Below are 24,248 nucleotides of genomic sequence, written 5' to 3' on the forward strand. Positions count from 1 at the left end.
TGCGGACGTGTGGCCGACCTCAGCGCGCCGACGGGGAATTTTCGGTCGCGCCATGCCGCGCCGGGCCTGCGGTACCGTCGGGCCGTGCCAACCAGTGAATCGACCGCGCGGGCGGGCGAGACCGTGCCGCCCGCCCAGGGATCGATCGTCGGGAAGGTGCTCGCCGCGCTGCGGCAGGGCAGCGCATTCCTGGTGGTCGGGGCGATCGGCTTCCTCGTCGACGCGGGCACCTACAACCTCCTGGTGTTCTGGGGCGGCGAGGGCATGCTTTATCACTACCCGCTGCCGGCCAAGATCATTGCGATCGCGGTGGCCACGGTGGTCACCTATTTCGGCAACAAGTGGTGGACCTTCGCGCACAAGAAGACCGACAATCCGGGGCGCGAATACCTTCTCTATGCCGTCTTCAATGTCGTCGCGATCGGCCTGCAACTGGGCTGCCTCGGTTTCTCCCGGTACGTGCTCGACCTGTCCTCGCCGCTGTCGGACAACATCTCCGGCACGCTCATCGGCCAGATGGTGGCGGTGATCTTCCGCTACTGGGCCTACGACAAATTCGTCTTCACCGGCGCGCGCGAGCGCGGCGACCAGGCCGACACCGACGGAGCAGCGAACGTTCAGCAATCGAAATAGGACACGGCGGCACCACGGCTGAGCAGGCAGCTCGCTACGGTGGTTGATATCCTCACCCCCGCCGCGAACGGCATCCAGGGGCAGTCTGTCCCGTCCGGCACGATAACGATTTCGAGGACTTCATGGATCAGTCGGCTACCCAGGCCGTTACCGAAACGAACGATCGAGCGCCGGCCGTTGTCGCGCCTGCCTCGCTGCGCTCCGACCACCGGGCGCCGGATCGGCTGGTGTTGCAGCGCGGCATCTTCACCGGTCCCTCGGCGAAGGTGAGCGACGAGCTGTATGCCGTCGTGAAGGGTCGCGCGCATCGGGAACGCCAGGTGCTGCGGCTGGAAAAGGGCGCGGCCGCGCACACCAACACCTACTTCGGCCGGTTCGCCGCGAGCTACTGGCAGCGCTGGACCACCGTCACCGAGGTGCGGGTGGCCATGGTGCTCGACGTGACCAAGAAGGCCAGGATCCGGCTGGTCGCCTCCGATATCGCGGGGCATCGCCGGATCATCGACACCGCGCAGGTCACCGAGAGCGGCCCGCTGACGCTCACCGCGCCGTTGGACCAGTACGTCGACGGCGGTGCCATCTGGCTCGAATTCGACGCCATCGGTGGCGACCTCGGCATCACCGAGGTCAGCTGGACCACCGCGGCACCGGACCACATCCGGCCCGTCGCGATCGCCATCTGCACCTTCAACCGCGCCGAGGACTGCGCGCACACCGTCGCGGCGCTGGCCTCCGACGAGGTCGTGCTCGGCGCGATCGACGCGGTGTACGTGGTGGACCAGGGCACCGACCTGGTGCAGGACCGGCCGCTGTACCAAGAGGTCGCTCCGTCGTTCGGCGACAAGCTGCGCTACCTGCGCCAGCCGAATCTCGGTGGGGCGGGCGGCTTCACGCGCGGGCTCTACGAGGTGTCCGCGGCGAACGAGCACGCCGACGTCATCCTGATGGACGACGACATCCTGTGCGAACCGGAAACGGTGTTGCGGCTCAACGCCTTCGCCAACATGACGGTGGAGCCGACCCTGGTCGGCGCGCAGATGCTGTTCCTGCTCAACCCCGATTACCTCAATGTCGGCGCCGAAGAGGTGCACCTGCAGCAGCTGCGGCACGGCCAGAAGGTGCCGAAGGCGTTGCGCAACACCAGCATGCTCAAGCGCAACCAGGAGCGCCGCGTCGACGCCGGATACAACGCGTGGTGGACCTGCCTGATCCCGGCCGAGGTGGTCGCCAAGATCGGCCTACCCGTCCCGATCTTCTTCCAGTGGGACGACGTCGAATACGGCATCCGGGCCCGCGAGAACGGTTTCGTCACGGTCACCCTGCCGAACGCGGCGGTGTGGCACGCGGACTTCTACTGGAAGGACTACGACGACTGGGCGCGCTACTTCAGCACGCGCAACTCGTTGATCGTCGGCTCGCTGCACACCGATCTCGACGGAAAGGCGATCGCCCGCAAGCTGTTCCGTGAGCTGGCCGAGCAGCTGGTCGCCATGCAGTACGGCCTGGTGCACACCACGCTGCAGGGCATTGAGGACTTCCTGAAAGGCCCGAAGGTGTTGCAGGACGGCGGTATCGCCGCGCTGGCCGCCGCCCGCGGCAGCCGGGCCGACTACCCCGAGACGATCAAGCATCCGGCGTCGACACCGCCGGTGCGCTCCGGTGACATCCAATTGCGCCGCGCCACCGGCGAACCGAGCCGCCCGCTGCTCGTACTGATCAAGCGCGCCGTCAACCAGTGGTTCGGCCGCACCCAGCACGGCGTCATCGGGGTCACCCGCGAGGACGCGTACTGGTGGCATGTCTCGCTGTTCGACCACGTGGTGGTCACCGATGCCTCGCAGTCCGGCGTTCGAGTCCGGCAGCGGGACAAGGCGCGGGCCCGTCAGCTGCTGCGCCGCACCATTCACGTGCTGCGCAGGCTCCGCAACGAGCTGCCCGCACTGCAACGGGAATACCGCGCCGCGGTGCCCGAGCTGACCAGCCGCGCCAACTGGGAGCGGCTGTACGGCATCGAGAATGCCAAGCAAGACAACTGATCTCGCACGGATATGAACAGGGGGACGGGCCTCGCCCGTCCCCCTGTTTCGGTGCTACCTGCCCAGTGGGGAGTCGGCCAAGAAGAGGTCGGTGGTGAGTGGGCCGTCGCCGGGGATCACGCGGTACTTCTCCAGATCCGTGATGCCGTGCGCGGCAAGGACATCGTCATCGATGAAGAAGTTGCCGGAGGTCGACTTGGCCGGCGAGGTGAGCACCAGGTAGGCGGCGTCGGCGTAGATGTCGGGGGTGCGCGAGGTCGCGATCATCTCCTCGCCGCCGAGCAAGTTCTTCACCGCGGCGGTGGCGATGGTCGTGCGCGGCCACAGCGAGTTCACGCCGATGCCGTCACCCTTGAGTTCTTCCGCCAAACCCAGTGTGGTGAGCGACATTCCGTACTTGGCGATGGTGTAACCCAGCGCCATGCCCGCCCATCGCGGGTCGAGATTGAGCGGCGGGGACAGGGTCAGAATGTGCGGGTTGCGGTCGGCCGCGGCCGAGGCGCGCAGGTGCGGGATGCTCAGCTTGGACAGCAGGAAGCTGCCCCGGGTGTTGATGTCCTGCATCAGGTCGTATTTCTTCATCGGCAGCGTGTCGGTGGGCGACAGATCGATGGCCGAGGCGTTGTTCACCACGATGTCGATGCCGCCGAACCGCTCGACCGTCTGCCGCACGGCCTCGGCCACCGAATCATCGATGCGCACATCGCCCACGAACGGCAGCACCTGCGCGCCTGCCGCCTCGAGTTCGGCCGCCGCGGTATGGATGGTGCCGGGGAGCTTCGGGTGCGGCAGATCGGTCTTGGCGATCAGGGTGATGTTCGCGCCGTCGGCCGCTGCCCGCTTGGCGATCTCCAGACCGATGCCGCGGCTACCGCCGGACATGATCAGCGTTCTGCCCGCGAGCGGCTTGGATCCCGGTTCCGTCATTGACCTGCTCCTGTCGTCAGCGCCGCAGGGGGAGACCCCGCAGCCGTCCACCGTGTGCACACTAAGCGTAAACCCTCGTTATATGCAACCAGTTGCATAGGGCGCTGAGCAGGTCTTCATGATCAACGATGCGTTTCGGGCGGCCGATTGGTGCCGCTGCATCATGCGGCGCGGTGGCCGGGGCGGGCGGTGCTGATCGCCGACTGCGACCGCCCGCCCCGGCCGTCCGGTTTCAGCGGCGGGAGCCTCGTTCCTTGTAGCCCTGCCGTTGCTGTTTGATGACGCTTCGCCAGTGGCGGTCGCGCTCGGCCTGCAGGCGTTTGTCGGTGCGCGCCGCCATCCAGGCGTTCTCCTTGGCCAGCTTGCGATAGCTGTCGAAGCGCCGCTGGGGGAGTTCACCGTTGTCGATGGCTTCGAGCACCGCACAGCCGGGCTCGCCGTTGTGCGCGCAGTCGCCGAATCGGCATCGGGCGGCGAGGGACTCGATGTCGCTGAAGGTCTTCTCGATCCCTTCGGCGGCGTCCCACAGCCCGATCCCGCGCAGCCCCGGTGTATCGATCAGCGTGCCACCGTTGGGCAGCGGCCGCAGTTCCCGATGCACGGTCGTGTGCCTGCCCTTCTTGTCCGCGGCGCGAACGGCGTTGGTGGCGAACACTTCCTGCCCGAGCAGGGCATTGGCGAGGGTGGATTTCCCCGCCCCGGACGGTCCGATCAGCGCGACGGTGCCGTCGAGCATGGCGGCGAGCACGTCTAGGCCCGCACCGCTGTTCGCGCTCACTGCGGCCACCGCGGCACCGGGTGCGACGGCCCGCACGTCGTCGAGCGGAACAGCTTCTGCCGCATCGGCTTTCGTGAGCATCACGATGGGTTGGGCGTTGCTTTCCCAGGCCAGCGTGAGCATCCGCTCGATCCGCCCGAGGTCGACGTCCCCGTCGGCCGCGGTGCAGATCAGCACCGTGTCGACATTGGCGGCGAGCACCTGCCCTTGCGAGCGCCCGGATGCCGACGATCGCATGATCGCCGACCGGCGTGGCAGTAGCTGCCGCACCATCGATTCCGCATCGATGGTCACCCAGTCGCCGGTGCAGAGCCCGCTGACCTCGGCGTCGGCGCGTGGACAGCTGGCCCGAGCCGGCCCGGTGGGTGTGGCGACATCACATTCGCTGCGGTCCATCCGGATCACCCGGGCGGGCACACAGCCTTCCTCGATCAGCGAGGCGTATTCATCGGCTACGGCTTCGGTCCAGCCGTAAGGGACAAGAAGGTCGTTCTCGACCATGATGGAGGAATCTTTCGTTGGGCACCGAGCCCAACGCGGACTCAGTGACTGAAGAATGAGGGGGCGTTTCGTGTGGCGGCGTGCACAGGCACAGCTCGTCCGAACACGACAATCCGCAGGCTCCTAGCCACGGTCCACACCTCCTCGCCTCACTCGCAGTTGCCCAACATTGACATGGCTCGACACCCCACGCAACTCATTTATTGCCGGTTCGCGACTACCCCGTCGGCCCGTCCCACGTCGGTGCGCAGGTTCAGGGACGCTCGTCGGGTTTGCCGAACTGCTCGTGGCGGCCCAGCGAGCGCAGATGGAACCATTCGCGCAGCCCCGCGGGGTCGCGGCGGGTGACCAGGAAGAACCAGGAGAAGCGAATCCATTCCTGCGGCAGCAGCTTCCGCATACCGGGCTGCGACATCAGGTACCCCCGGTTACGGTAGGTGAAGTAGCGCTTCACCGGATCGTCGGGATACTGGGTGTGCATCCGGCCGCCGAGGATCGGCTTGAACTCGGCCGCACCGTTGGGATGCAGGTACGCGGTCTGCAAACAGGTGCCGAAGGGCAGTCCCGAGCGGACCAGCCTGCGATGCACCTCGACCTCGTCGCCGCGCACGAACAAGCGCAGGTCGGGCACGCCGATCACGTCGACGGCCTTGGCGGAGATGAGCGCGCCATTGAACAGGGACGCGATGCCGGGCAGGAAGTCCTCGTCGCCGAGTTCGGAACGCAACCGCCGCCACACCACGCCGCGGCGCAGCGGGAAGGCCAGCTGGTCGGGCTCGTTGATGTCGCAGACCACCGGCGACACCTCGACCAGACCGTGCCGCCGCGCGCAATCCAGCAGGGTGGCAAGGACTTCCGGGCCCTCGGGCCGACCGTCGTCGTCGGCCAGCCAGACCCAGTCCGCGCCGAGACTCAGCGCGTGCAGCATGCCGAGCGCGAAACCGCCCGCGCCGCCGAGGTTGTGTGCCGAGCCGAGGTAGGTGGTCTCGATCGGTTGATCACGCACCAGGTCCGCGACCTCGGACTCGTTGGCATTGTCGACCACGATCAGGTGATCGACCGGACGTGACTGGGAAGCAATGACTTTCAACGACTCGGCAAGCAGTTCGCGACGCTTGTGCGTGACGACGATCGCCACGATCCGCGCGTCGGGGCCGGTGCCGACGGCCGCGCTCGCGCTCGCCTGCGGTGTGGTGGCGTCGACCGGAGCAGATGCCCCTTTCTCGATCGGGGTGTCCTGCCCGGTCGGCTCACTCATGCCTGGTTCCGCTCCAGTTCTCGTTCGGTGTCCATAGTCTTTTCGGCTTCCAATTCGCGCAGCACAGTTGCGACGTGGTTTCCCGCGTCCGGACCCTCGTAGGCTCGAACCACTTCTTCGATACCGCCACGCAGGCGGATCTGTCCGTGATCGATCCACAACGCGGAATCGCAGAGTTGCGCGAGAAATTCGTTGGAATGGCTGGCGAATACCAGGATGCCCGATCGGGCCACCAATTTCTGCAGACGCAGCCGGGCTTTCTTCATGAATTCGGCGTCCACCGCGCCGATGCCCTCGTCCAGCAGCAGGATCTCCGGGTCGATCGAGGTCACCACGCCCATGGCCAAGCGAACCCGCATACCGGTGGAGTAGGTGCGCAGCGGCATCGACAGGTACTCGCCGAGCTCGGTGAAGTCGGCGATCTCATCGATCTTGGCCAGCATCGACTTACGCGTCTGCCCGAGGAACAGCCCTCGAATGATGATGTTCTCGTAGCCGGAGATCTCCGGGTCCATGCCGACGCCGAGGTCGAACACCGGCGCCACCCGGCCGCGGATGCGCGCACTACCGCGCGACGGTTCGTAGATGCCCGAAAGCAGCCGCAGCAGCGTGGATTTACCCGCGCCGTTGTGCCCGACCAGGCCGATCTTGTCGCCTTCCTTCAGCGACAGGGTGATGTCGCGCAGCGCCTCGACCACCACCACATCGGATTGGTTGCGCCCGATCGCGCCGCCCGCCTTGCCGAGGAACGCCTTCTTCAGCGACCGCGATTTGGCGTCGAAGATCGGGAATTCAACCCAGGCCTGGCGGGTTTCGATACTCACATGGTCGGTCATCGATGCCCTCCTAAACCCAGTACGGCACGCGGGAGCGGAACTGCTTCATCGCGTAGATCGCGACGAGCCAGCCGACCACGGTGATGGCGCCGACGATGCCCCAGTGATACAGATGCTGATCGTCGCCGAGCAATGGCGCGCGGATGATCTCCAGGTAATGGAACGTCGGGACCAGCTCGGCCAGTTTCGCGCGCTCGCTGACCTGGCCGCCCTGCGCCTCGAGGCTCTTGGTATTCCACATCACCGGCGTCAGCACGAACAGCATCAGCGTGAGGCTGCCGAGGATCGGCGCGATATCGCGGTAGCGGGTGCTGAAGATGCCGAACACGATCGACACCCACATCGCGTTGAGGAACAGCAGCCCGAGCGCGGGAATGGCGAACAGCGCGGTCCAGTGCAGCTTCTCCCACACGCCGAACGCGATGAGCACCACGAGATAGATCAGCATGTTGTGCGCGAAGAACAGCAGCTGCCGCCAGACCAGCCGATAGACGTGCACGCTCAACGCCGAGGGCAGCTGTTTGATCAGCCCCTCGTTGGCGATGAAAACATCCGAGCCTTCGAGGATGCTCGCGTTGATCACATTCCAGACGATGATGCCCACCGCCACGTAGGGCAGGTAGTCCTTGATCGGCTGATTGAGCAGCGCCGCGTACAGCAGGCCGATCGCGGCCGCCTGAACGCCGGTCGCGATGGTGATCCAGAACGGTCCGAGCACCGAGCGCCGGTACCGCTGCTTGATGTCCTGCCAGCCGAGCGACAACCACAGTTCCCGCTGGCCGAAACCGACGCGGAAATCCTTGAACGCCCGCTGCAGGGTCTGCGAATCCGAGGCGATCGGCTCGGTGTCCACCGGCTCGGCGACCGTGGGCGCAGCCGGGGTCTCCGCGGGACTCACCGGATACTCTTCCGCCGCGCCGTCATCGGAGCACACCGCGCTGGTGTCATTTGAGCGCACCGCGCTGGTGTCATCGGAGCGCACCGCGCTGGTGTCATTTGAGCGCACCGCGCTGTCGCCGGAGGAATCCTCCTCCGAACGCACGGAGTCATCTGAACGCACTTGGCTGTCATCTGAACGCACTGAGCTCTCTTCAGGACGCCCCGGACTCTGTTCCGAGTCGGGGCGAGCGGCAGCGGCGGGCACGGTGCTCGACACTACCCTTGGACATTCCTACCGACCCGCGTGGCACACGCGGGTCAGCGCCTCACAGATACTGCCCGGAACCGCCGGTCACGTGATTGGCCGGGCCGCCGCGGGGGTCGCCGGCGTGGATGCCGGGCGGTAGCGCGCCCTGGCGCATTTGCTCCAGTTGCGCCCGTGCGGCCATCTGCTGCGCGAACAGCGCGGTCTGGATGCCGTGGAACAGGCCCTCCAGCCAGCCGACCAGCTGGGCTTGCGCGATCCGCAGTTCGGCGTCGGACGGGATGGCGTCGTCGGTGAACGGCAGCGTGAGCCGCTCGAGCTCGTCGCGCAGTTCCGGGGCCAGGCCCTGTTCCAGTTCGCGCACCGACGACTTGTGGATCTCCTTCAGCCTGCTGCGGCTGGCGTCGTCGAGCGGAGCCGCGCGCACCTCCTCCAGCAGCTGCTTGATCATGGTGCCGATGCGCATGACCTTCGCGGGCTGCTCGACCATGTCGGCGAGCGATTCGCCCGAATCATCCCGGTCGTCCGACTTGTCCTTCTTGTCCTCGTCGGTCACCACCTGCGCGGTGAAGGGCGCGTCGTCCGCGGCCTCCGCTGGGATGACCAACGGGCGGCCGTCGGGCCCGACTACGACGATGTGGTCCGGGGCCTCATCCGATTGCGTCATGGTCCCTATCATGTCGCGTCGCTCCCGAACGCGCTAAGGCGGTGTTCACGCCGCGTGTGGATAACCGGCTGCGACCAGGTTGCCCGGTCCTCGTCATAGGCGCGGGGCGGCGTTCTATTCTGTTCGGGTCGTGTGGTTCGGATTTGCTGAAAGTCGGTTGCCATGCTGAGTCCCAGGTCGCTGTGCCCCCGCTATGAAGCGGAGGGGAACACGGTTACACAGGCTCGCCCGCTGCCCTTAGAGTGGCCAACATGACTTACGACGTCGCGAGGGTTCGGGGCCTGATACCGTCCCTCGGCGACGGCTGGATCCATCTCGACCCGCAGGCGGGCATGCTGGTGCCCGATGCGGTATCTCGCGCCGTCTCAACAGGTTTCCGAACTTCCTCTTTTTCGCATATCGGTCGCAATGGCGCGGCGGTGCGTAGTGCCGCCATTCTCGACGCGGCCCGCGAGGCGGTGGCGGATCTGGTCGGCGGCGATCCGGCGGGCGTTGTGCTCGGCCCGGACCGGGCCGTGCTGCTCGCCTGGCTGGCCGAATCCTTGAGCTCGCGGCTCGGACTCGGCACCGGCATCGTGTTGTCCCGGCTGGACGACGAGGCGAACGTCGCGCCGTGGTTGCGCATCGCCAATCGTTACGGCGCGCATGTGCGCTGGGCCGAAGTGGAGATCGAGACCTGCGAGATGCCGTCCTGGCAGTTCGAGGAGTTGATCGGGCCCACCGCGCGTCTGGTGGCGCTCACCGCCGCCTCGCCGATCGTCGGCTCGGCCCCCGCGGTCCGGGTGGCCGCGGACCGGGTGCACGAGGTGGGCGGACTGCTCGTCGCGGACGCGTTCGGCGCGGCGCCCTACGCGCTCATCGACATCGATGAACTCAATGCCGACGTGGTCGCGCTCAGCGCGCCGGCCTGGGGCGGCCCGCAGATCGGCGCGCTGGTGTTCCGCGATCCGGCCTTCCTCGACCGGATTCCCTCGATGTCGTTGAACCCCTACGCCAAGGGCGCCGAGCGGCTCGAGGTCGGCGGACACCAATACGCTTTGCTCGCCGGGCTGACCACCTCGATCGACTTCCTGGCCGGCCTCGACGAGCGGGCCCGCGGCAGCCGCCGCCAGCGCCTGGAAATGTCGATCACCTCGCTGCAGGACTACCACGATCAGCTGTTCGAGCACCTGATGGATGTGCTGGACAAGATCCCGAGCCTGACCGTGATCGGCCGGGCCTCCACCCGAATCCCCACGGTCAGTTTCACTCTCGCGGGCATGCAGGCCGAGAAGGTCGCCGCCAAGCTCGCCGACAACCGCATCGGCACCCTCAGTGGCGTGCACGGGGGGAGTCGGTTGCTCGACGCCCTCGGCGTGAACGACGAAGGCGGCGCGGTCACCATCGGGCTGGCGCCTTACACCACCAAGTTCGAGATCGACCAGCTCGGCCGCGCGCTCGCCGCGATGGAGTAGTTCAGCAGCGGCCGGCTCGCGCTCGGATCAGCTCCCCGCGGGTCGTACGAGCTCAGAGGTCCTGTACTCGCAGCACGACCTTGCCGAACGCGTCACCGGATTCCAGCAACCGATGCGCCTCGCCCGCCGCACTGATCGGCAATTCCGCGTGGATGATCGGCGCCACCGTGCCGTCGGCGACCAACGGCCACAGCTGCCGGCGCACTTCGGCGATGATCTCGGCCTTGCTGCCGTGGCCGGTGGCCGGCCGGTTGCGCACATTGGTGGCGTGCACCGTGCCCCATTTCCGCAGCAGCGCACCGAGATTCAGCTCGCCGCCGACCCCGCCCTGCATGCCGATCACCACCAGGTGCCCGAAATTCGCCAAGGCCTCGACATTGCGGGACAGGTAGGCCGCGCCCATGTTGTCCAGGATGACGTCGGCGCCTGCGCCGTCGGCCCGCACCGCGGCGACGAAATCGTCGTCCCGGTAATTGATGAGCACGCTCGCGCCGAGTTCTTCGCACTGCCGCAACTTCTCGGCCGACCCCGCGGTGACCGCGACCCGCGCGCCGAGGCTGCGCGCCACTTGGATGGCGTGCGTGCCGATCCCGCTGCCGCCACCGTGGATCAACACCAGCTGACCCGCTTGCAGCCCCGCCGTCAGCACCAGGTTCGACCACACCGTCGCCGCCACCTCGGGCAGCCCCGCGGCCGCGCCGAGATCGAGCCCGTCGGGCACCGGCAGCAGTTGGGTAGCCGGGGCGACCACCTTTTCGGCGTACCCGCCGCCGGACAGCAGCGCGCACACCCGATCGCCGACCTGCCAGTCGCGCACGCCGTCACCGAGTTCGGCGATGACGCCGGAGCATTCCAGTCCGAGCACCTCGCTGGCGCCCGGCGACGGCGGGTAATGGCCCTGGCGCTGCATCAGGTCGGCGCGGTTCACTCCGGCGGCCGCCACCTGGATCAGCACCTCGCCGTGGCCGGGTACCGGGTCTGCCGCCTCGGACCACGTCATTACCTCGGGCCCGCCGAATCCGTTCAGCTCGATAGCACGCACGGGTTCCATAGTGCCCCCGTCCGTACCGTCGCGAACCGTGGGCCCTCGCGAACGGTTCGTGCGGTCGGGCTCGAGTGCGTTCTCGCGGTTTCGCGAACCCTGCCGAGCTGGATAGATCATCGAGCGAGACTGCCCACTGAGCGATACATCTTTCCCCACAGGGAATTTCCGCAGTTGAGGGCGGCATAGAATGAGCATCGTGCATCCAGAACCGAGTAGTCCCGTGGCCGAACCGAGGTGGCTCACCCCGGCGCAGCAACGGGCCTGGCGGGCCTATATGGATGGCCACCAGCGGCTGATGACCGAGCTGAACCGGCAGCTACAGCGCGACAGCGACCTCAGTGTCGCCGAGTACCGCATCCTGGTCCTGCTGTCGGAGGCGCCAGGACGCGCCTTGCGGATGAGCGAACTCGCCGACGGCGTGCTCTCCTCCCGCAGCCGCCTCACCCACCAGATCCGGCGCCTGGAAGGCGAGCGCATGGTGCGCCGCAACACCTGCCTCGAAGACGGCCGCGGTGTCATGGCCGAGCTCACCGACGAAGGCATGCGCCGCCTCGAAGCCGCCGCTCCCGGCCACGTCGAGGCCGTCCGCCGCGACTTCGTCGACCTGCTCACCCCGCACCAGCTAGAGGTCATCGCCGAAGTCTTCGCCCGCATCGATCAGGAAATCGGAAAGCGACCCCGCTGACCCGTCCGCTACCATCGTGATCCTGGAGACGTGGCAGAGCGGCCGAATGCACTCGCCTTGAAAGCGAGCGTCGAGAGATCGACCGGGGGTTCAAATCCCTCCGTCTCCGCAACAGACGCCCAGGTCACGCTGTTGGCCTGCGGCGTGTCCCGCTCGGTGTGCTCAGAGCCGGGGCTTCGCCATGTGGACCGCGCCGCTGATGTGGTTGGGCGGGAGGGGGTCCGGTGTGGGCAGAAGTCGGTAGCCCGCGTTCTGATACATGCGGATGTTGCGTTCGCTGCGGGCGCCGGTGAACAGGATGAATCGCTCGATGTGCGGTGGAGCGAGCGTTTCGATCAGGCGCAGCAGCTGGGCACCGGCTCCCTGGCCGGTCAGGTCGGGAGCGACCATGAGCCGTCCGACGTGCCAGTCACTGCCTTCGACCTGGCCCCGTACCGCAGCCACAAGTCGACCGCGTTGCCGAACGACCAGCGTCGTCGACGTGGTAGCCCACGCCAGTACCTCGTCGTGGGTTTCGTGCAGTGGGGGAAGGTCGAGCATGTTGTTGAGCGCTGCTTCCGGAACCCAGCAGCATCGTTGTAAGACAACGAGTTCGGCGAGATCGTCTGCGGTGAAGAGGGACAGTGTGGAGTCGGCGAGCACGTTCGAGAGGGCGTCGCGGGGTAGCTCTAACTGATAGGGCGACTGTGCGGCCATGAGCGGGTTCCTTTCCGGACGATCGGCGGAGCTCCGGCACCGGCGGGCTCCCGGGGCAACCGCGTCGCGTGAGACATCGAGAGTCAGCGCATCAGCTTGTGGAAGATGAGGAAATCGCAGGGGGTGGCGAGCAGCGGCACCAGGTGTGGGTAACTCTCCTCCAGCTGACCTTTACGCTCGAGGACATACCCGAGCCGCAGATACCAGCCGCGCAAGAACTCCTTCACCGGATGTGTCCAGTCGCGGGGCACCAGTAGCTCCAACTGCACCGTCCGCGCACCCCGATCGACACAGTGGCGCTCGGCGAAATCGACCATGGCTCGGCCGATTCCGGTGCCGCGCTGCTCGGGCGCGCACACCAGCATGCCGAATTCGCCGATACCGTCGGCCAATAGCCGAATACAGACCGCGCCAACGATTCGGTGATCCGCATCGCGCGCCACGGCGACATGGCCTGCGGCGATCAGCCCCGCCGCCTCGGATGTCGTTGTGCGGCTGGCACCGTCACACCACAGTCCCTCTTCTGCCACCTCGTACACCCGATTCACCAGGTCGGTCAGCTCCGCGACCAGCACGGTATCGCCCGCCGCCGCCGTCGGCACCATCTCGATGTGCACCATCGGTACTCCTACTCGCATCGTGCCCCGACAGCTGTCCCGAGATCGTCTCCGGTCCAGCCGCGCAGGCAGGTTTCGCGACTACGTACCCCGCGGCGTGCGGCCGCCGGGCAACCGCTGACAATATCTGCGATATCGAAACTCACAGCCTGAAAATAAGTTTCGTTACCGCACAGGGGAAGCAAGGTCGCGGATTTCAGCCGAGTGGCTGGCCTGATCCAGCTGATCGGCGGGGTCGACGAGTAATGTTGTCGAGTCCGTTCGCAGCTGAAACTCGAGCGGCAGGGTGCGGCCCAGCGGCTATTTGCTGGTGTTGATCAGGTCGCCGATGAGCGTCCAGTGGTCGCCTTCGAACCGCTGGATCCGCATGGCTTCGAGCGGGAACGCATCACCTGGGCCGGTCTTCACCGTGATTCCGGGCAGCAGCAGGCCGATGTCGATGTTGTCGAGGGCCCGCATGGCGTCGCGGAGCCCTTCGCGGGTGGGGCATTTCGCCGCTTCCATGGTTTTGTGGAAGGTCTGCGCCATGGCCCAGCCGACGGCCGTGTACTGGTTGGTGGGGTCGGCGTCGCGCGTGTACTGGGCCACTTTGTCGCGGTAGGTGCGCATGCCGGGGTCGGTGTCCCACTGCGCGTCGGCCGGGTCCTTCATGAACGCGACCGACACCACGTTCTGCACGTTCTGGAAGCCGACCTGCTTGAGCATGGTGACGCTGTTGGCTACCTGCGCGAGGATGTGCAGCGGGTTCCAGTCGGTGTTGCGTGCGTCGGCGGCCAAGGCCTGCGATGCGAATTTCGGGGTCGAGAAGTTCAGCAGCACATCGGCTTTCGTGTTGGCCAGATTGCGCAGCTGCGGCTCCACGGTCGGGTCGGTGACCTCGTAGCTCTGCTCACCCACGATCTTGACGCCGCTGCCCGCGACGGCTTCGGAGAAGCTGGTCAGCAGGTCCTTGCCGAAGTCGTCGTTCTGGTAGAGCACCGCGACGGTCGCGTTGGGCCGCTGTTCGCGGACGTAGCGCGCGAACGCCTGCCCCTCGGCCCGATAGCTGGGCTGCCAGCCGATGGTCCACGGGTGTTCGGTGTCGCTGCCCCATTTGGTCGCGCCGCCCGCGATGAACGCCTGCGGCACCTTCCGCTGATTGAGGTAGTCCCATACGGCGGCCGAGGTCGCCGTACCCAAAGTGGAGAAGACCGCGAACACCTGGTCCTGTTCGACGAGCCGCCGGGTTTCCTCCACCGTTTTGGGCGGCTGGTAGCCGTCGTCGCGGATCAGGAACTCGACCTTGCGACCGTCCACCCCGCCCTGCTCGGCATTGACGTAGTCGAAGTACGCGCGCACGCCTTTGGGCAGTTCGCCGTAGGCGGAGGCGGGCCCGGACAGCGGGTAGACGCCACCGAGTTTGACGCTGGTATCGGTGATGCCGGTGGTCTGCTGCCCCTTGCAGTCGCCCTGGCCCACGGTGCCGCCGTCTTCGCCGCGGCCACCGCATGCGGTCGCCGTGAGCAGCACGGCCACCGCCGCTCCCACGGCTCGGATCGCCTTAGTGCGCATGGGTTTTCCCTTTCCGAAGGAGGTTTTCGATCCAGCGCGCCGCCCGGCCGATGAGCCCGGCCAATCCGTGCGGCGCGAGGTACATGACCGCGATGATCAGCAGGCCGAAGATGACGCCGGGCGCGGCCTGGTTGATGTCCTGGGCGAAGCTCGGCACGTACAGCACGAACAGCCCGCCGAGCAGCGGTCCCCACTGGGCGCCGAGCCCGCCGACGACCAGTCCGGCCAGCAGCGTGATCGATAGCCCGACGGCGAACGAGTCGGGCGAGACGAAGGCGATCACCCAGGTGTAGACACAGCCCGCGACGCCGGCGAGCATCGCGCTCCAGGCGAAGGCGAGCGTCTTGTAGAACGCCGTGCGCACGCCGAGCATCTCCGCGGCGATCTCGTTGTCCCGGATGGCGTGCAGGGCGCGGCCGACTCGCGAGCGGAGCAGCCCGGCGACGAGCAGGAAGCACAACCCGGTGGTGACCAATGCCAGGAAGTACAGCCACTGGTCCTCGGCCAGCCCGGTCCAGTGCGGCGGTACCGGTTTGGTCAAGGTCAGGCCCATGGATCCGCCGGTCAGTGTCTCGAATCGTTTGAGCAGCGGGACCAGGAAGATCGCGATGGACAGCGTGACCAAGGCCAGGTAGAGCCCGCGCAGCCGCAGCGCGGGCACGCCGAGCGCGAAGCCGAGCACGAACGCAACCAGTGCCGCGACCGGCAGTGTCGCCAAATAGGGTGTATCCCAACGATTCATCAGGACCGCGGTGGTGTAGGCCCCGATCGCGAAGAACGCTCCGTGCCCGAGCGAGATCTGACCGGTGTGTCCCACCAGCAGATTGAGCCCCACCAGCGCGATGGCGTAGATCATCGCCATGGCGAGCTGGAAGGTGCGAAACGGCACCAATTGGAACGGCGCATAGCAGGCGAGGACGATCACCGCAGCGACCGCGAGCCATCGCCAGTGTTGCGCCGCGAGTCCCCGTAGCGATGTCTTCTGTTGTGGCACAGCGAGTTCGACGGTCGCTGTCTCGGTGACCGGCTTGGTGGTGTCACTCATACCCGCTCCACCACCGCTCGGCCGAACAGACCTTGCGGCCGAACAAGCAGGACACCGAGAATGATCACCAGCGGCACACCGATCTTGAGTTCGGTCCCGATCACGTCGACGTATGCGCCGGTGAGGGTTTCGGCGATCCCGACGATCAAACCGCCTGCCACCGCGCCACCCGGACTGTCGAATCCACCGAGCGTCGCCGCGGCGAAGGCGTAGATGAGAACGCCGCCCATCATGGTGGGCTCGAGGAAGAGCAGCGGGGCGGACAACACCCCGGACACCGCGCCGACCAAAGCCGCCAGCCCCCAGCCGAGCGAGAGGACGGTGCCGACCCGAATTCCGACAAGCCTGGCGGACTGTGGATTACAGGCGACCGCCCGCATCGCCAACCCGATCTTGGTGTAGCGGAACAGCAGATACAGCAGGCCCATCACTACCCCGACCACCGCGAGCACGCCGAGGTTCCCGTATCCGGCGGTCACGCCACCGGCGCGTAACGCACCGTCCGGGAACGGATTCGGGAACGACTTGACCTGAAAAGACCAGATCCAGCCCGCTGCGGCGTTGATGAAGAAGAACAACCCCACCGTGACGATGACCAGCGTCAATTCCGGGGCGCCCTCGACGGGCCGGATGATCACCCGTTCGATGAGCATGCCGCCGATGAACGAGACAATCAGTGTCGCGATGAGCGACAACCAGAACGGAAAGCCGTGCTGCATGAACTGCCACGCGAGAAACGCCGAGAACATGGCCAGCTCACCCTGGGCGAAGTTCACGATTCCGGTAAACCGGTAGATGAGCACCAAGGCCAGCGCCAGCCCGGCGTACAACGCGCCCGAACTGATGCCTTCGAAGATCTGCTGTAGGAATCCGGCCACGACTACACCCGGTATCCGAGGTAAGACCTGGCGACCTGCTCATCGGCCCTGATCTCGGCGGCGGTGCCGGACAACACGATTCGGCCGGTCTCGAGCACATGCGCCTGATGCGCGTTCGCCAATGCCAGATGAGCGTTCTGCTCGACAACGATCACCGTGGTCTTTTCCTCTTCGTTGATGGTGTGCACGATGCGAAACAGCTCCTGGGTGACCAGCGGTGAAAGCCCGAGCGACGGCTCGTCCAACAGCAACAGCCGGGGCGCAAGCATCAGCGCCCGGCCGATGGCCAGCATCTGTTGCTGACCGCCGGACAGGCCACCGGCCGGCTTGTGCAGGTTGTCCGCGAGCACCGGGAAGTACCCGAACACCCGCTGCAGGTCCGTCTCGACGCGGGCGCGATCGCGCCGTGGGTACGCGCCGAGCCGCAGGTTCTCCTCGACGGTCAGCGGCATGAAGGTGCCGCGTCCCTCCGGCACGTGGGCGACGCCGAGCCTGGCCATCGCCTCCGGTGCGCGTCCGGTGACCTCGGCGCCGTCGAGCCGCACCGCGCCGCGGGGCCGGATCATGCCGCAGATAGCCCGCAGCAAGGTCGATTTCCCGGCACCGTTGGCGCCGAGGATCGCGCAGACCTCGCCGCGGCGGACCGTGAAACTCACCCCGTGCAAGACCTGGGCACCGCCGTATCCGGCGCGCAACTCGGTGACGGACAGGAAGGGTTCTCCGCTCATGCCGCTGTCCCCAGGTACGCCGCGATGACGGCCGGATCACGTTGTACCGCTTCGGGATCGCCCTCGGCGATCAGCCGCCCGAAGTCGAGACAGACCACCCGATCGCAGGTGCTCATGACGAACCCCATGTGATGCTCGACGACTATCACCGTCAGATCCGACTCCGCGCGCAGCGCCCGCAGGCGATCGGCGAATTCGCCGACCTCACTGTGGTTGAGCCCGTTGACCGGCTCGTCCAGCAGCAGCAACCGCGGCTGAACGGCCAGCGCCCTGGCCAGTTCGATCCGTTTGAGCGTGCCGAACGGCAGCCCGGCAGCCGGATGATCGGCTACCTCGGCCAGCTCCAAACGGTCGAGCAGCGCGTCGATTTCGCTGTGTAAGGCTCGTTCCTCGCGGCGCACGCGCGGCAACCGCAATGCCGCGCTGGTGAATCCGGCACCGGCCCGGTGGTGCGCACCCACCAGGACGTTGTCGCGCACCGACATCCGAGGGAACAGTCCGAGATTCTGAAAGGTCCTGGCGATACCGAGCGCGGCGAGCGCATCCGGTCGCACGGTCAGCAGATCGGTGTCCAGATAGCGCACAGCACCCGAATCCGGCGGATGGCGGCGGGTCAGGCAGTTGAACAGCGTGGTCTTCCCCGCGCCGTTGGGTCCGATCAGGCCGACCATCTGTCCCGGCTCCACCCGGAATCCGACCTCGTGCAGTGCGGTGATGCCGCCGAAGCGGACGGTCAGGTCGGATATTTCGAGCATTCGGCCTCCCAGCCCACGTTTGAGACGTGGGAAAAAATCCCCGCGGGACAACGACTTCTGCTGCCCGCCCGGAGTGCAGATGGTCAGCGTAAGTGCGCTGGTCAGCGGGCACATCGGCCGTGGAGGCCAAACCCGGCCCGCGATGTTGTCCTCGCCGGACATGGACGGCCCGGCTCTAGTCGTGTTGACACCCCCGATACAGCGATGGAGTATCCGCATATGTCAGCTGGGTCACATTCGGACAGCACGGTGTATCCGGACGAAGTACAGGCCGAGCGCATTCGAATAATCGGCGACGCCTATGCCCATGCGGAGGAGATCGCCGACGCCGGACTCTCGGCGATCCTCGCCCAGATCCCCAGCTACGCGGCTCGCGACAGCGCCTTCCACGCCGACGTGCACGATCAACTGACCAGGCTGTGCCGGTCCGGGCTCAGCGCGTTCCTGGAGCACCGCAAGGTGACCGTCGAGGAACTCGCCTGCACCCGCCGGGCCGCGGTGCGCCGAGCCAGAGCCGGGCTCACCCTGGTCGACTACATCACCGCCTTCCGGCTCGGTCAGCAGGCGACGTGGAAGTCGCTGCTGGCCTTCGCCGGTGAATCCGAGGCCGGGCGGCAGGCCGCGCTGTCGATGGTCGCTCCGCTGGCTCGCTACAACGATCTGGTCAGTACCGAGGCCGCCAACGCCTACCTCGAGTTCCAGCAGGCGTGCTCGGCCGACTTCGGTCGCGAAGGACAGGAACTGCTGGAACGTCTGCTCGCCGGCGCGCTGCCCGAGCGTGGACCGCTGCTCGCCAAGGCGAGCGCGCACGGCATCGGCGCGGAGAGCACCGCCGCGATGGTGGTGGTCACCGCGACCGTGCTCGACAGCAAGCTGCGCGAGGCCCGGGACGGAACCGACACCGAGGCAAGACAACTCGCCGCCGCGTCGATGGCGGGTGTCGGCGTCAACGGCCTGCGCACCCTCGCCGTGGTGCGCGGCACCGAGATCATCGCCGTACCCGCGCTCAATCGCAGCGCGAGCACCGGCGAACTCTGCGAGCGACTACAGGCGATGCAGCGCAAACTGAGCGCAGCAGGGATCACCCTCGCCGTCGGGGTCAGCACCGTCGTCGCGGGCATCGCGCAGCTGCCCAAGGCGTACCAGCAGAGCCGCAACGCCCTCGGTCTGCTGCTCGAGGCGGGCGGCGTCCTGGCGCTGCCGCACATCACCCCGTTCCGCTACCTCATGCTGCGCGCCGACGACACCGCCCGCCACCTGATCGACCCCGGCATCGCGGCCGTGCTGTCCGACGACCGAACCCGCGGCGGCGTGCTCGCCGACACCATCCGCGCCTTCGCCGCCGCCGACATGAACCTGCGCGAAGCCGCCGCCACCCTGCGCATCCACCACAACACCGCCAAATACCGCCTTCGCCGCATCCAAGACCTGACCGGCCGCAGCGTCCGCAGCGTCAACGATTTGATCGAACTACTGGTGGCAATCGAGCTGCAGCAACCCGCGGCGGGTAGTCGGCTCCTGAGTGGTTGACCGACACCGTTTTTGGTGTCCAGGGCAGGCCGATAGGTGTCGCCGCCGCCTATCACCGCCCAGAACGCGTGTTTGTCCCCCGCGACGCCGGGTAACCGGCCGTCGACTGGAGGTGCCACATGACAGAAGCGCGCAGCGGCCCACCGGCGGAGACCCGGTCGGTCGGCGAATTGGTCAACGACGCTACGGAGCAGATCAGCAGGCTGATCCGCGACGAACTAGCGCTGGCCAGGCTAGAGGTACAGAAAAAGGGCAAACTCATCGGCCGCGGCGCCGGGCTTGCCGGAGTCGGCGCCCTCTTGGCGCTCTACGGCGGAGCGGCATTGATCGCGGCGGCGATATTCGCGCTGGCGATCCCGCTACCCGCGTGGGCCGCGGCGCTGATCGTCGGTGGGGTGCTGGTGGTTGTCGGTGCCGTGCTCGCCCTCCTCGGCAAGAAGGACGTCCAGGAGGCGGTCCCGCCGGTGCCGCAGGAAGCGGCCGCGGGCGTCAAACGCGACATCGAAACCATCAAGGACGGGAGACACCGATGAGCGACCAAGGACGTCGCGCCACCGACGACGCCACTGAAGTCGACAAGCCGATTGTGAGCGGCCCGATCGAAGAGGAAGCACTGCGCGCCGACCGCGACGCGACCAGAGAACAACTCGGGCAAACGGTTTCGGAGTTGACCGACAAGCTGGACGTCAAGGGGCGAGCGCAGGACAAGCTGCACGACACTGCCGACACCGTGCGCGAAAAGGCCACGGAGGCAACCGAAGCCGCCGCCGAGAAGACCGCGCAGGCCAAAGCCGCCGCGAGCCGGAAGGCGACCGAAACCAAGGAAGCCGCGGCCAAGAAGGCCGCCGCGACCAAGCAAGCCGCGAGCAAGAAGGCTGCTGAGGCCAAAGAAACCACCAGCAGGAAGGCCGCAGAGGTGGAGGCCGCGACCCTCGAGAAGGCCGAGCAGGTAAAACAGGCCGCCGAGGTGAAGACGCAGCAGGCCAAGGCGCAGGCGCGCGACCTGGTCGACAAAGCCGAAGCCGCTGCCCCGGAGCCGGTCGTCGAACGCGGCAGGCAAGCTGCCGACGTGGCCCGTCGGCAACCCGCCGCCGTGGCCGGAGCCGCAGTGCTCGCGGCGTTGCTCGTCTGGTGGATCCTGCGCAGGCGGCAGGCATGAAGACGCTGTACAAGCCGCTCGGCATGCTGGTCAGCGTGGTCGGCGGACTCGCGGCCAACGCGGCGTTCACCCGGGTGTGGCGCACCGTCAGCGGTGAGGACGAAGCCCCCAGCGCCACGGCCCGCAACTACACCTGGAGCGAGGTCTTGATCGCCGCCGCGCTCCAGGGCGCCATCTTCGGCCTCGTCAAAGCCGCCATCGACCGGGCGGGCGCGACCGGCTACAAGTCGTTGACCGGCACCTGGCCCGAGTAATCGGACCGGTTCATTCGTCTGCGCTGAAATCCCGGCGGACGAAGTTGGGGCGGATGTCGGGGTCCGGCGGATCGTAATACCGGTGGAACGTCGGGGTCAGGCCCGACGAGATCGGCGGGTTGATCCAACTCCAGTCGGTCGGGCAGGTCCGGCCCGCGGCCTCCTCCCGTTTGACGTGATCGCAGAACTGTTTGGCCACCGTGTGGTGATCGACGATGTACACCCCCGCTTTGCGGAAGCTGTACAGCACCGCACGATTGAGTTCGACCAGCGCCGAGTCCCGCCACAGCGTGCGCTCGGAACGGGTGTCCAGACACATCATTTCGGCGATCAGCGGCAGCATGTTGTAGCGGTTGGTGTCGCTCAGGTTGCGTGCGCCGATCTCCGCGCCCAGATACCAGCCGTTGAACGGCGCGAACGGGTAGGTGACGCCACCGACCTCCAGGTTCATATTGGAGACCGCGGGCAGCGCGTGCCAGCGCAGGCCGAGCCCGGCGAACCACTCGAACTCCGGGTGCTCCAGCTCCACCTCGCGGGCCAGCTCGGGCGGAATATCGAACCAGCGGATCGGCTCGTCCGGCGTGCTGATCAGTAGCGGCAGAATGTCGAATGGTGTTCCGGCGCCGCGCCAGCCGAGCTTCCTCGCGAACTCGGTGAGCGCCACATTCGCCGCGTCACCGGTCACCGTGCCGTCGCCGTTGCGGTAACCGGCGTAGCGGATGAGCTGCGGGCTGACGATCCGGAACTCGCGCCCGTCGGGCTGACGCGGCGGTCCGACGGTGATCATCGATTGAATAGCGCCGCCATTGGTGGCCATCTGCAGATGTTGCCAGCAGACCTCGGCCAGATCACGCGCGGACCGCACGCGCCGCGCGTCGAGCAATTTCAATGAGCGCCAATGTTTTCGGCCGACACAGCGGGCGTGGTTGCGCCACGCGAGCTTGGCGCCGATCAGGATCTCCTCGGCGGTCTGCAGATAGCCGCCGGTCTGTTCGAGCTGCTCCAGCGCGGTGCGGCGGCGCTGGGACGACAGATGGGCCAGTTCGGGCATGCGGAAGAATTCGTCGCACTCACGGAGCCGGCGTTTCAGATCGTTACTGAAAGGCTGTGTGTCAGGGGAGTTTTCGAACGGTGGCACGGGTAACACAGGGTTCACGGTTTTCTCCGGTCGGGCATCGGTACTGCGGTGAAACAGACAAGTTCGAGCGGGAGAATTCGTTACGGGCGCGCGGCCGACACCGTGGCCCCACGGTGGTCCGCGCGGAGGGGTGCGCAGGGTGATGCCGCGAATTAGCTTCGGCTCGAAGAGGAGTGCGGACCGGCGTGGGCTGTCGCGAGTGCGTACCGAGCGGCCGGTCCGCTTGCTGGGCATAAGCGCAGCGCGGCGAGCTCGGTGCCGATAGTGCGGATCCACGATCATGTGCGTCCTTGTTCATGCCCGGGAGAGGCCCGGAGAGTAGCGTACGGCGGGTGTGCTGGTGGTGTGCCCGGATTTGCTGGATTTGCTGGGTCGGGCCACGTCGCGGACCGAAATCGAGTGGCGTCGAGACCCATTGACGGGGTAGGGGTTCGCGTACCAGGAGTTTGCTACGCGGCGGATGGCCCTCTTTGCGGTGTCCCCGTGGGGTGGGGCGCTGTACGCGCCGGCCGTGTCACCCGGATGCCGCAGGGTGCGGCAGCGCCCACGCCACGTCACGTCCCCGGATGTCGGCGGGCGACGCGGCCGTCGACGGAGCCAAGTCGTGTCCCCGGATGTCAGCGGGCAACACGGGCTGTCTACGGATGCGAGTGATCTCGGCAACAGGATCGCCGGATGTTTTGCGACCCACTGGGTAGCCGCCTTCGCCATCGAGCGGTCGGCGGTGCTGCAACGCTCCTGGCAGGGCTCGAATACTCCCGCGCCGAACCGCAAACGTGGCCCTGGTCACACATTATGGCGACTCGCTATGGCCATCCGATCGATCCACGCATTTCTGGCAGGATGGGTCGCATGCTGTCTCGGCGCAGAATGCGGCGCTGGGTTTCCAGCGTCTTGGTCAGTGCGGCACTGGTTTCCGGTGCCGCGGTGTTCGGCGCTCCCCAGTTGTCGGCGGCCCCTTCGGATGCACCCAAACCAAGCACCGGCTCCTCGGACGGCCCGGCCCCGGCCGAGCCGACCACGGGCCGGGCCGCGAAACCGGCGATCGACCGCATCGAACCGATCAACGATCGGTGGCTGCGCGTCTTCGTCGAGTCGCCCGCCATGCGCCGCGCCGTGGAGGTGCAGGTGCTGCTGCCGCGGGACACGTCGAAGCCCCGCCCGACCGTCTACATGCTCGATGGTCGCAGCGCGAGCCCCGACAGCAACAACTGGACCGAGATGGGCCATGCCGATCGGTTCTTCGAGGACAAAGACGTCAATGTCGTGCTGACCGTCGGCGGCCCGGCCAGCTTCTACACCGACTGGAAGAAGCCCGATCCGGTGCTCGGCACCAACATGTGGGAGACGTTCCTGACCCGCGAGCTGCCGCCGCTGATCGACGCGAAGTTCAACGGCAACGGGCGCAACGCCGTGATGGGCGTCTCGATGGGCGCCGAGGCCGCGATGATGCTGTCGTTCCGGAACCCTCAGCTGTACACCGCGATCGCGGCGCACAGCGGATGCTTCTCCATGGGCACCGACCTCGGTCAGGCGCAAGCCAGGACGGTGATCGCCACCTATCAGGGCGAGCCGGACAACATGTTCGGCCCGCAGGACGACCCCGCCTGGCTGGACCACGACGTGACGCTGCACGCGGAAGCGTTGCGCGGCAAGACGATCTACATGTCCGTCGGCAGCGGTATCCCGGGAATCCACGACGTCCCCGGCAACCCCGACGTCGACGTGGCCACCGCCATCAGCTTCGGCGGCCCGCTGGAGGCCGCGACCAACATCTGCACGCACCGCCTCGCCGATCGACTCCGCGTCCTCGGCATTCCGGTGACCGCGCACTTCCGGCCGACCGGAACCCACTCGTGGCCGTACTGGGCCGACGAGTTGGTCCGGTCGTGGCCGGTCATGGCGGGTGCTCTCGGTGTCTGACCCGGCCGCG

The 24,248-nt window shown here is 67.0% G+C and carries 24 protein-coding genes and 1 tRNA gene; 10 read left to right on the top strand and 15 right to left on the bottom strand.

Going from position 1 to position 24,248, the window contains the following annotated elements; translation table 11 throughout:
- The first annotated feature begins 9 nt into the window (after positions 1–9).
- Positions 10–633: a GtrA family protein gene (locus ACIHA7_RS26385; RefSeq protein ID WP_397293611.1), complete on the top strand. Its 624-nt coding sequence runs from the start codon at positions 10–12 to the stop codon at positions 631–633.
- Positions 634–755: 122 nt separating this feature from the next.
- The gene (locus ACIHA7_RS26390; protein WP_397293612.1) at positions 756–2,669 is read left to right on the top strand and encodes a glycosyltransferase; all 1,914 of its coding nucleotides are present in this window, start codon (positions 756–758) and stop codon (positions 2,667–2,669) included.
- A 54-nt stretch (positions 2,670–2,723) separates the two neighbouring features.
- On the opposite strand, the gene ACIHA7_RS26395 is transcribed toward ACIHA7_RS26390, so the two are convergent.
- From ACIHA7_RS26395 to ACIHA7_RS26420, 6 genes are all read right to left on the bottom strand, one after another.
- Positions 2,724–3,596: an SDR family oxidoreductase gene (locus ACIHA7_RS26395; RefSeq protein ID WP_397293613.1), complete on the bottom strand. Its 873-nt coding sequence runs from the start codon at positions 3,594–3,596 to the stop codon at positions 2,724–2,726.
- A gap of 232 nt (positions 3,597–3,828) precedes the next feature.
- Positions 3,829–4,875 carry a ribosome small subunit-dependent GTPase A gene (gene rsgA / locus ACIHA7_RS26400; RefSeq protein ID WP_397293614.1) on the bottom strand — a complete coding sequence of 349 codons (1,047 nt, stop codon included), beginning with the start codon at positions 4,873–4,875 and terminating at the stop codon, positions 3,829–3,831.
- A gap of 253 nt (positions 4,876–5,128) precedes the next feature.
- Entirely contained in the window at positions 5,129–6,133 is a 1,005-nt protein-coding gene (locus ACIHA7_RS26405) for a glycosyltransferase (protein WP_397293615.1), read from the bottom strand.
- Entirely contained in the window at positions 6,130–6,969 is an 840-nt protein-coding gene (locus ACIHA7_RS26410; RefSeq protein WP_397293616.1) for an ABC transporter ATP-binding protein, read from the bottom strand. Before ACIHA7_RS26410 ends, ACIHA7_RS26405 begins: the two co-directional genes overlap by 4 nt.
- A 10-nt stretch (positions 6,970–6,979) precedes the next feature.
- Positions 6,980–7,822: an ABC transporter permease gene (locus ACIHA7_RS26415; RefSeq protein WP_397293864.1), complete on the bottom strand. Its 843-nt coding sequence runs from the start codon at positions 7,820–7,822 to the stop codon at positions 6,980–6,982.
- Positions 7,823–8,174: 352 nt separating this feature from the next.
- The gene (locus ACIHA7_RS26420) at positions 8,175–8,780 is read right to left on the bottom strand and encodes a bacterial proteasome activator family protein (RefSeq protein ID WP_397293617.1); all 606 of its coding nucleotides are present in this window, start codon (positions 8,778–8,780) and stop codon (positions 8,175–8,177) included.
- Positions 8,781–9,031: 251 nt separating this feature from the next.
- Here ACIHA7_RS26420 and ACIHA7_RS26425 point away from each other — a divergent pair, with 251 nt between their 5' ends.
- The gene (locus tag ACIHA7_RS26425) at positions 9,032–10,234 is read left to right on the top strand and encodes a cysteine desulfurase-like protein (protein WP_397293618.1); all 1,203 of its coding nucleotides are present in this window, start codon (positions 9,032–9,034) and stop codon (positions 10,232–10,234) included.
- Positions 10,235–10,286: 52 nt separating this feature from the next.
- On the opposite strand, the gene ACIHA7_RS26430 is transcribed toward ACIHA7_RS26425, so the two are convergent.
- On the bottom strand, positions 10,287–11,276 hold the full coding sequence (locus ACIHA7_RS26430) for an NAD(P)H-quinone oxidoreductase (RefSeq protein ID WP_397293619.1): 990 nt from the start codon (positions 11,274–11,276) through the stop codon (positions 10,287–10,289).
- 277 nt (positions 11,277–11,553) lie between these two features.
- Between ACIHA7_RS26430 and ACIHA7_RS26435 the strand changes: the two genes are divergently transcribed.
- On the top strand, positions 11,554–11,964 hold the full coding sequence (locus ACIHA7_RS26435) for a MarR family winged helix-turn-helix transcriptional regulator (protein WP_397293865.1): 411 nt from the start codon (positions 11,554–11,556) through the stop codon (positions 11,962–11,964).
- Positions 11,965–11,988: 24 nt separating this feature from the next.
- Positions 11,989–12,073 (top strand) — tRNA-Ser (locus ACIHA7_RS26440).
- A gap of 53 nt (positions 12,074–12,126) precedes the next feature.
- Here ACIHA7_RS26440 and ACIHA7_RS26445 read toward each other — a convergent pair.
- The 7 genes from ACIHA7_RS26445 to ACIHA7_RS26475 all read right to left on the bottom strand — a co-directional run bounded on the left by ACIHA7_RS26445 (position 12,127) and on the right by ACIHA7_RS26475 (position 18,234).
- Positions 12,127–12,660 (bottom strand): GNAT family N-acetyltransferase, encoded by a 534-nt coding sequence (locus ACIHA7_RS26445; RefSeq protein WP_397293620.1) that lies wholly within the window; start codon positions 12,658–12,660, stop codon positions 12,127–12,129.
- 83 nt (positions 12,661–12,743) lie between these two features.
- Entirely contained in the window at positions 12,744–13,280 is a 537-nt protein-coding gene (locus ACIHA7_RS26450; protein WP_397293621.1) for a GNAT family N-acetyltransferase, read from the bottom strand.
- Positions 13,281–13,577: 297 nt separating this feature from the next.
- Positions 13,578–14,828 (bottom strand): ABC transporter substrate-binding protein, encoded by a 1,251-nt coding sequence (locus ACIHA7_RS26455; protein ID WP_397293622.1) that lies wholly within the window; start codon positions 14,826–14,828, stop codon positions 13,578–13,580.
- Positions 14,818–15,873, bottom strand: a complete 1,056-nt coding sequence (locus ACIHA7_RS26460; RefSeq protein ID WP_397293623.1) for a branched-chain amino acid ABC transporter permease — start codon at positions 15,871–15,873, stop codon at positions 14,818–14,820. The genes ACIHA7_RS26455 and ACIHA7_RS26460 overlap by 11 nt, the downstream gene beginning before the upstream one ends.
- Positions 15,870–16,751: a branched-chain amino acid ABC transporter permease gene (locus ACIHA7_RS26465; protein ID WP_397293624.1), complete on the bottom strand. Its 882-nt coding sequence runs from the start codon at positions 16,749–16,751 to the stop codon at positions 15,870–15,872. The genes ACIHA7_RS26460 and ACIHA7_RS26465 overlap by 4 nt, the downstream gene beginning before the upstream one ends.
- A gap of 2 nt (positions 16,752–16,753) precedes the next feature.
- A complete protein-coding gene (locus ACIHA7_RS26470; RefSeq protein WP_397293625.1) occupies positions 16,754–17,479 on the bottom strand; it encodes an ABC transporter ATP-binding protein in 726 nt (241 codons plus the stop codon).
- Positions 17,476–18,234, bottom strand: coding sequence for an ABC transporter ATP-binding protein (locus tag ACIHA7_RS26475; RefSeq protein WP_397293626.1), 759 nt, complete (start codon positions 18,232–18,234; stop codon positions 17,476–17,478). Before ACIHA7_RS26475 ends, ACIHA7_RS26470 begins: the two co-directional genes overlap by 4 nt.
- 219 nt (positions 18,235–18,453) lie before the next feature.
- On the opposite strand from ACIHA7_RS26475, the gene ACIHA7_RS26480 reads away from it, so the two are divergent.
- From ACIHA7_RS26480 to ACIHA7_RS26495, 4 genes are all read left to right on the top strand, one after another.
- On the top strand, positions 18,454–19,764 hold the full coding sequence (locus ACIHA7_RS26480; RefSeq protein ID WP_397293627.1) for a PucR family transcriptional regulator: 1,311 nt from the start codon (positions 18,454–18,456) through the stop codon (positions 19,762–19,764).
- 119 nt (positions 19,765–19,883) lie between these two features.
- A complete protein-coding gene (locus tag ACIHA7_RS26485) occupies positions 19,884–20,297 on the top strand; it encodes a phage holin family protein (RefSeq protein WP_397293628.1) in 414 nt (137 codons plus the stop codon).
- A complete protein-coding gene (locus ACIHA7_RS26490; RefSeq protein ID WP_397293629.1) occupies positions 20,294–20,923 on the top strand; it encodes a DUF3618 domain-containing protein in 630 nt (209 codons plus the stop codon). The genes ACIHA7_RS26485 and ACIHA7_RS26490 overlap by 4 nt, the downstream gene beginning before the upstream one ends.
- The gene (locus ACIHA7_RS26495; RefSeq protein WP_107653649.1) at positions 20,920–21,177 is read left to right on the top strand and encodes a DUF4235 domain-containing protein; all 258 of its coding nucleotides are present in this window, start codon (positions 20,920–20,922) and stop codon (positions 21,175–21,177) included. Before ACIHA7_RS26490 ends, ACIHA7_RS26495 begins: the two co-directional genes overlap by 4 nt.
- 10 nt (positions 21,178–21,187) lie before the next feature.
- Here ACIHA7_RS26495 and ACIHA7_RS26500 read toward each other — a convergent pair whose 3' ends face one another.
- The gene (locus ACIHA7_RS26500; protein WP_397293866.1) at positions 21,188–22,315 is read right to left on the bottom strand and encodes a nitric oxide synthase oxygenase; all 1,128 of its coding nucleotides are present in this window, start codon (positions 22,313–22,315) and stop codon (positions 21,188–21,190) included.
- An 852-nt stretch (positions 22,316–23,167) separates the two neighbouring features.
- Between ACIHA7_RS26500 and ACIHA7_RS26505 the strand changes: the two genes are divergently transcribed.
- Positions 23,168–24,238 (top strand): alpha/beta hydrolase, encoded by a 1,071-nt coding sequence (locus tag ACIHA7_RS26505; protein ID WP_397293630.1) that lies wholly within the window; start codon positions 23,168–23,170, stop codon positions 24,236–24,238.
- Positions 24,239–24,248 lie beyond the last annotated feature (10 nt).

This window comes from Nocardia sp. NPDC052316 (genome assembly GCF_044547795.1).
In the GTDB taxonomy this organism is placed as follows: domain Bacteria; phylum Actinomycetota; class Actinomycetes; order Mycobacteriales; family Mycobacteriaceae; genus Nocardia.

Bases quoted from the DNA above. Each gene is read 5' to 3' on its own strand.
- ACIHA7_RS26390 (WP_397293612.1), top strand. From the start codon at position 756: ATGGATCAGTCGGCTACCCAGGCCGTTACCGAAACGAACGATCGAGCG.
- ACIHA7_RS26395 (WP_397293613.1), bottom strand. From the start codon at position 3,596: ATGACGGAACCGGGATCCAAGCCGCTCGCGGGCAGAACGCTGATCATG.
- rsgA (WP_397293614.1), bottom strand. From the start codon at position 4,875: ATGGTCGAGAACGACCTTCTTGTCCCTTACGGCTGGACCGAAGCCGTA.
- ACIHA7_RS26405 (WP_397293615.1), bottom strand. From the start codon at position 6,133: ATGAGTGAGCCGACCGGGCAGGACACCCCGATCGAGAAAGGGGCATCT.
- ACIHA7_RS26410 (WP_397293616.1), bottom strand. From the start codon at position 6,969: ATGACCGACCATGTGAGTATCGAAACCCGCCAGGCCTGGGTTGAATTC.
- ACIHA7_RS26420 (WP_397293617.1), bottom strand. From the start codon at position 8,780: ATGACGCAATCGGATGAGGCCCCGGACCACATCGTCGTAGTCGGGCCC.
- ACIHA7_RS26425 (WP_397293618.1), top strand. From the start codon at position 9,032: ATGACTTACGACGTCGCGAGGGTTCGGGGCCTGATACCGTCCCTCGGC.
- ACIHA7_RS26435 (WP_397293865.1), top strand. From the start codon at position 11,554: ATGGATGGCCACCAGCGGCTGATGACCGAGCTGAACCGGCAGCTACAG.
- ACIHA7_RS26445 (WP_397293620.1), bottom strand. From the start codon at position 12,660: ATGGCCGCACAGTCGCCCTATCAGTTAGAGCTACCCCGCGACGCCCTC.
- ACIHA7_RS26450 (WP_397293621.1), bottom strand. From the start codon at position 13,280: ATGGTGCACATCGAGATGGTGCCGACGGCGGCGGCGGGCGATACCGTG.
- ACIHA7_RS26455 (WP_397293622.1), bottom strand. From the start codon at position 14,828: ATGCGCACTAAGGCGATCCGAGCCGTGGGAGCGGCGGTGGCCGTGCTG.
- ACIHA7_RS26460 (WP_397293623.1), bottom strand. From the start codon at position 15,873: ATGAGTGACACCACCAAGCCGGTCACCGAGACAGCGACCGTCGAACTC.
- ACIHA7_RS26470 (WP_397293625.1), bottom strand. From the start codon at position 17,479: ATGAGCGGAGAACCCTTCCTGTCCGTCACCGAGTTGCGCGCCGGATAC.
- ACIHA7_RS26475 (WP_397293626.1), bottom strand. From the start codon at position 18,234: ATGCTCGAAATATCCGACCTGACCGTCCGCTTCGGCGGCATCACCGCA.
- ACIHA7_RS26480 (WP_397293627.1), top strand. From the start codon at position 18,454: ATGTCAGCTGGGTCACATTCGGACAGCACGGTGTATCCGGACGAAGTA.
- ACIHA7_RS26485 (WP_397293628.1), top strand. From the start codon at position 19,884: ATGACAGAAGCGCGCAGCGGCCCACCGGCGGAGACCCGGTCGGTCGGC.
- ACIHA7_RS26490 (WP_397293629.1), top strand. From the start codon at position 20,294: ATGAGCGACCAAGGACGTCGCGCCACCGACGACGCCACTGAAGTCGAC.
- ACIHA7_RS26495 (WP_107653649.1), top strand. From the start codon at position 20,920: ATGAAGACGCTGTACAAGCCGCTCGGCATGCTGGTCAGCGTGGTCGGC.
- ACIHA7_RS26505 (WP_397293630.1), top strand. From the start codon at position 23,168: ATGCTGTCTCGGCGCAGAATGCGGCGCTGGGTTTCCAGCGTCTTGGTC.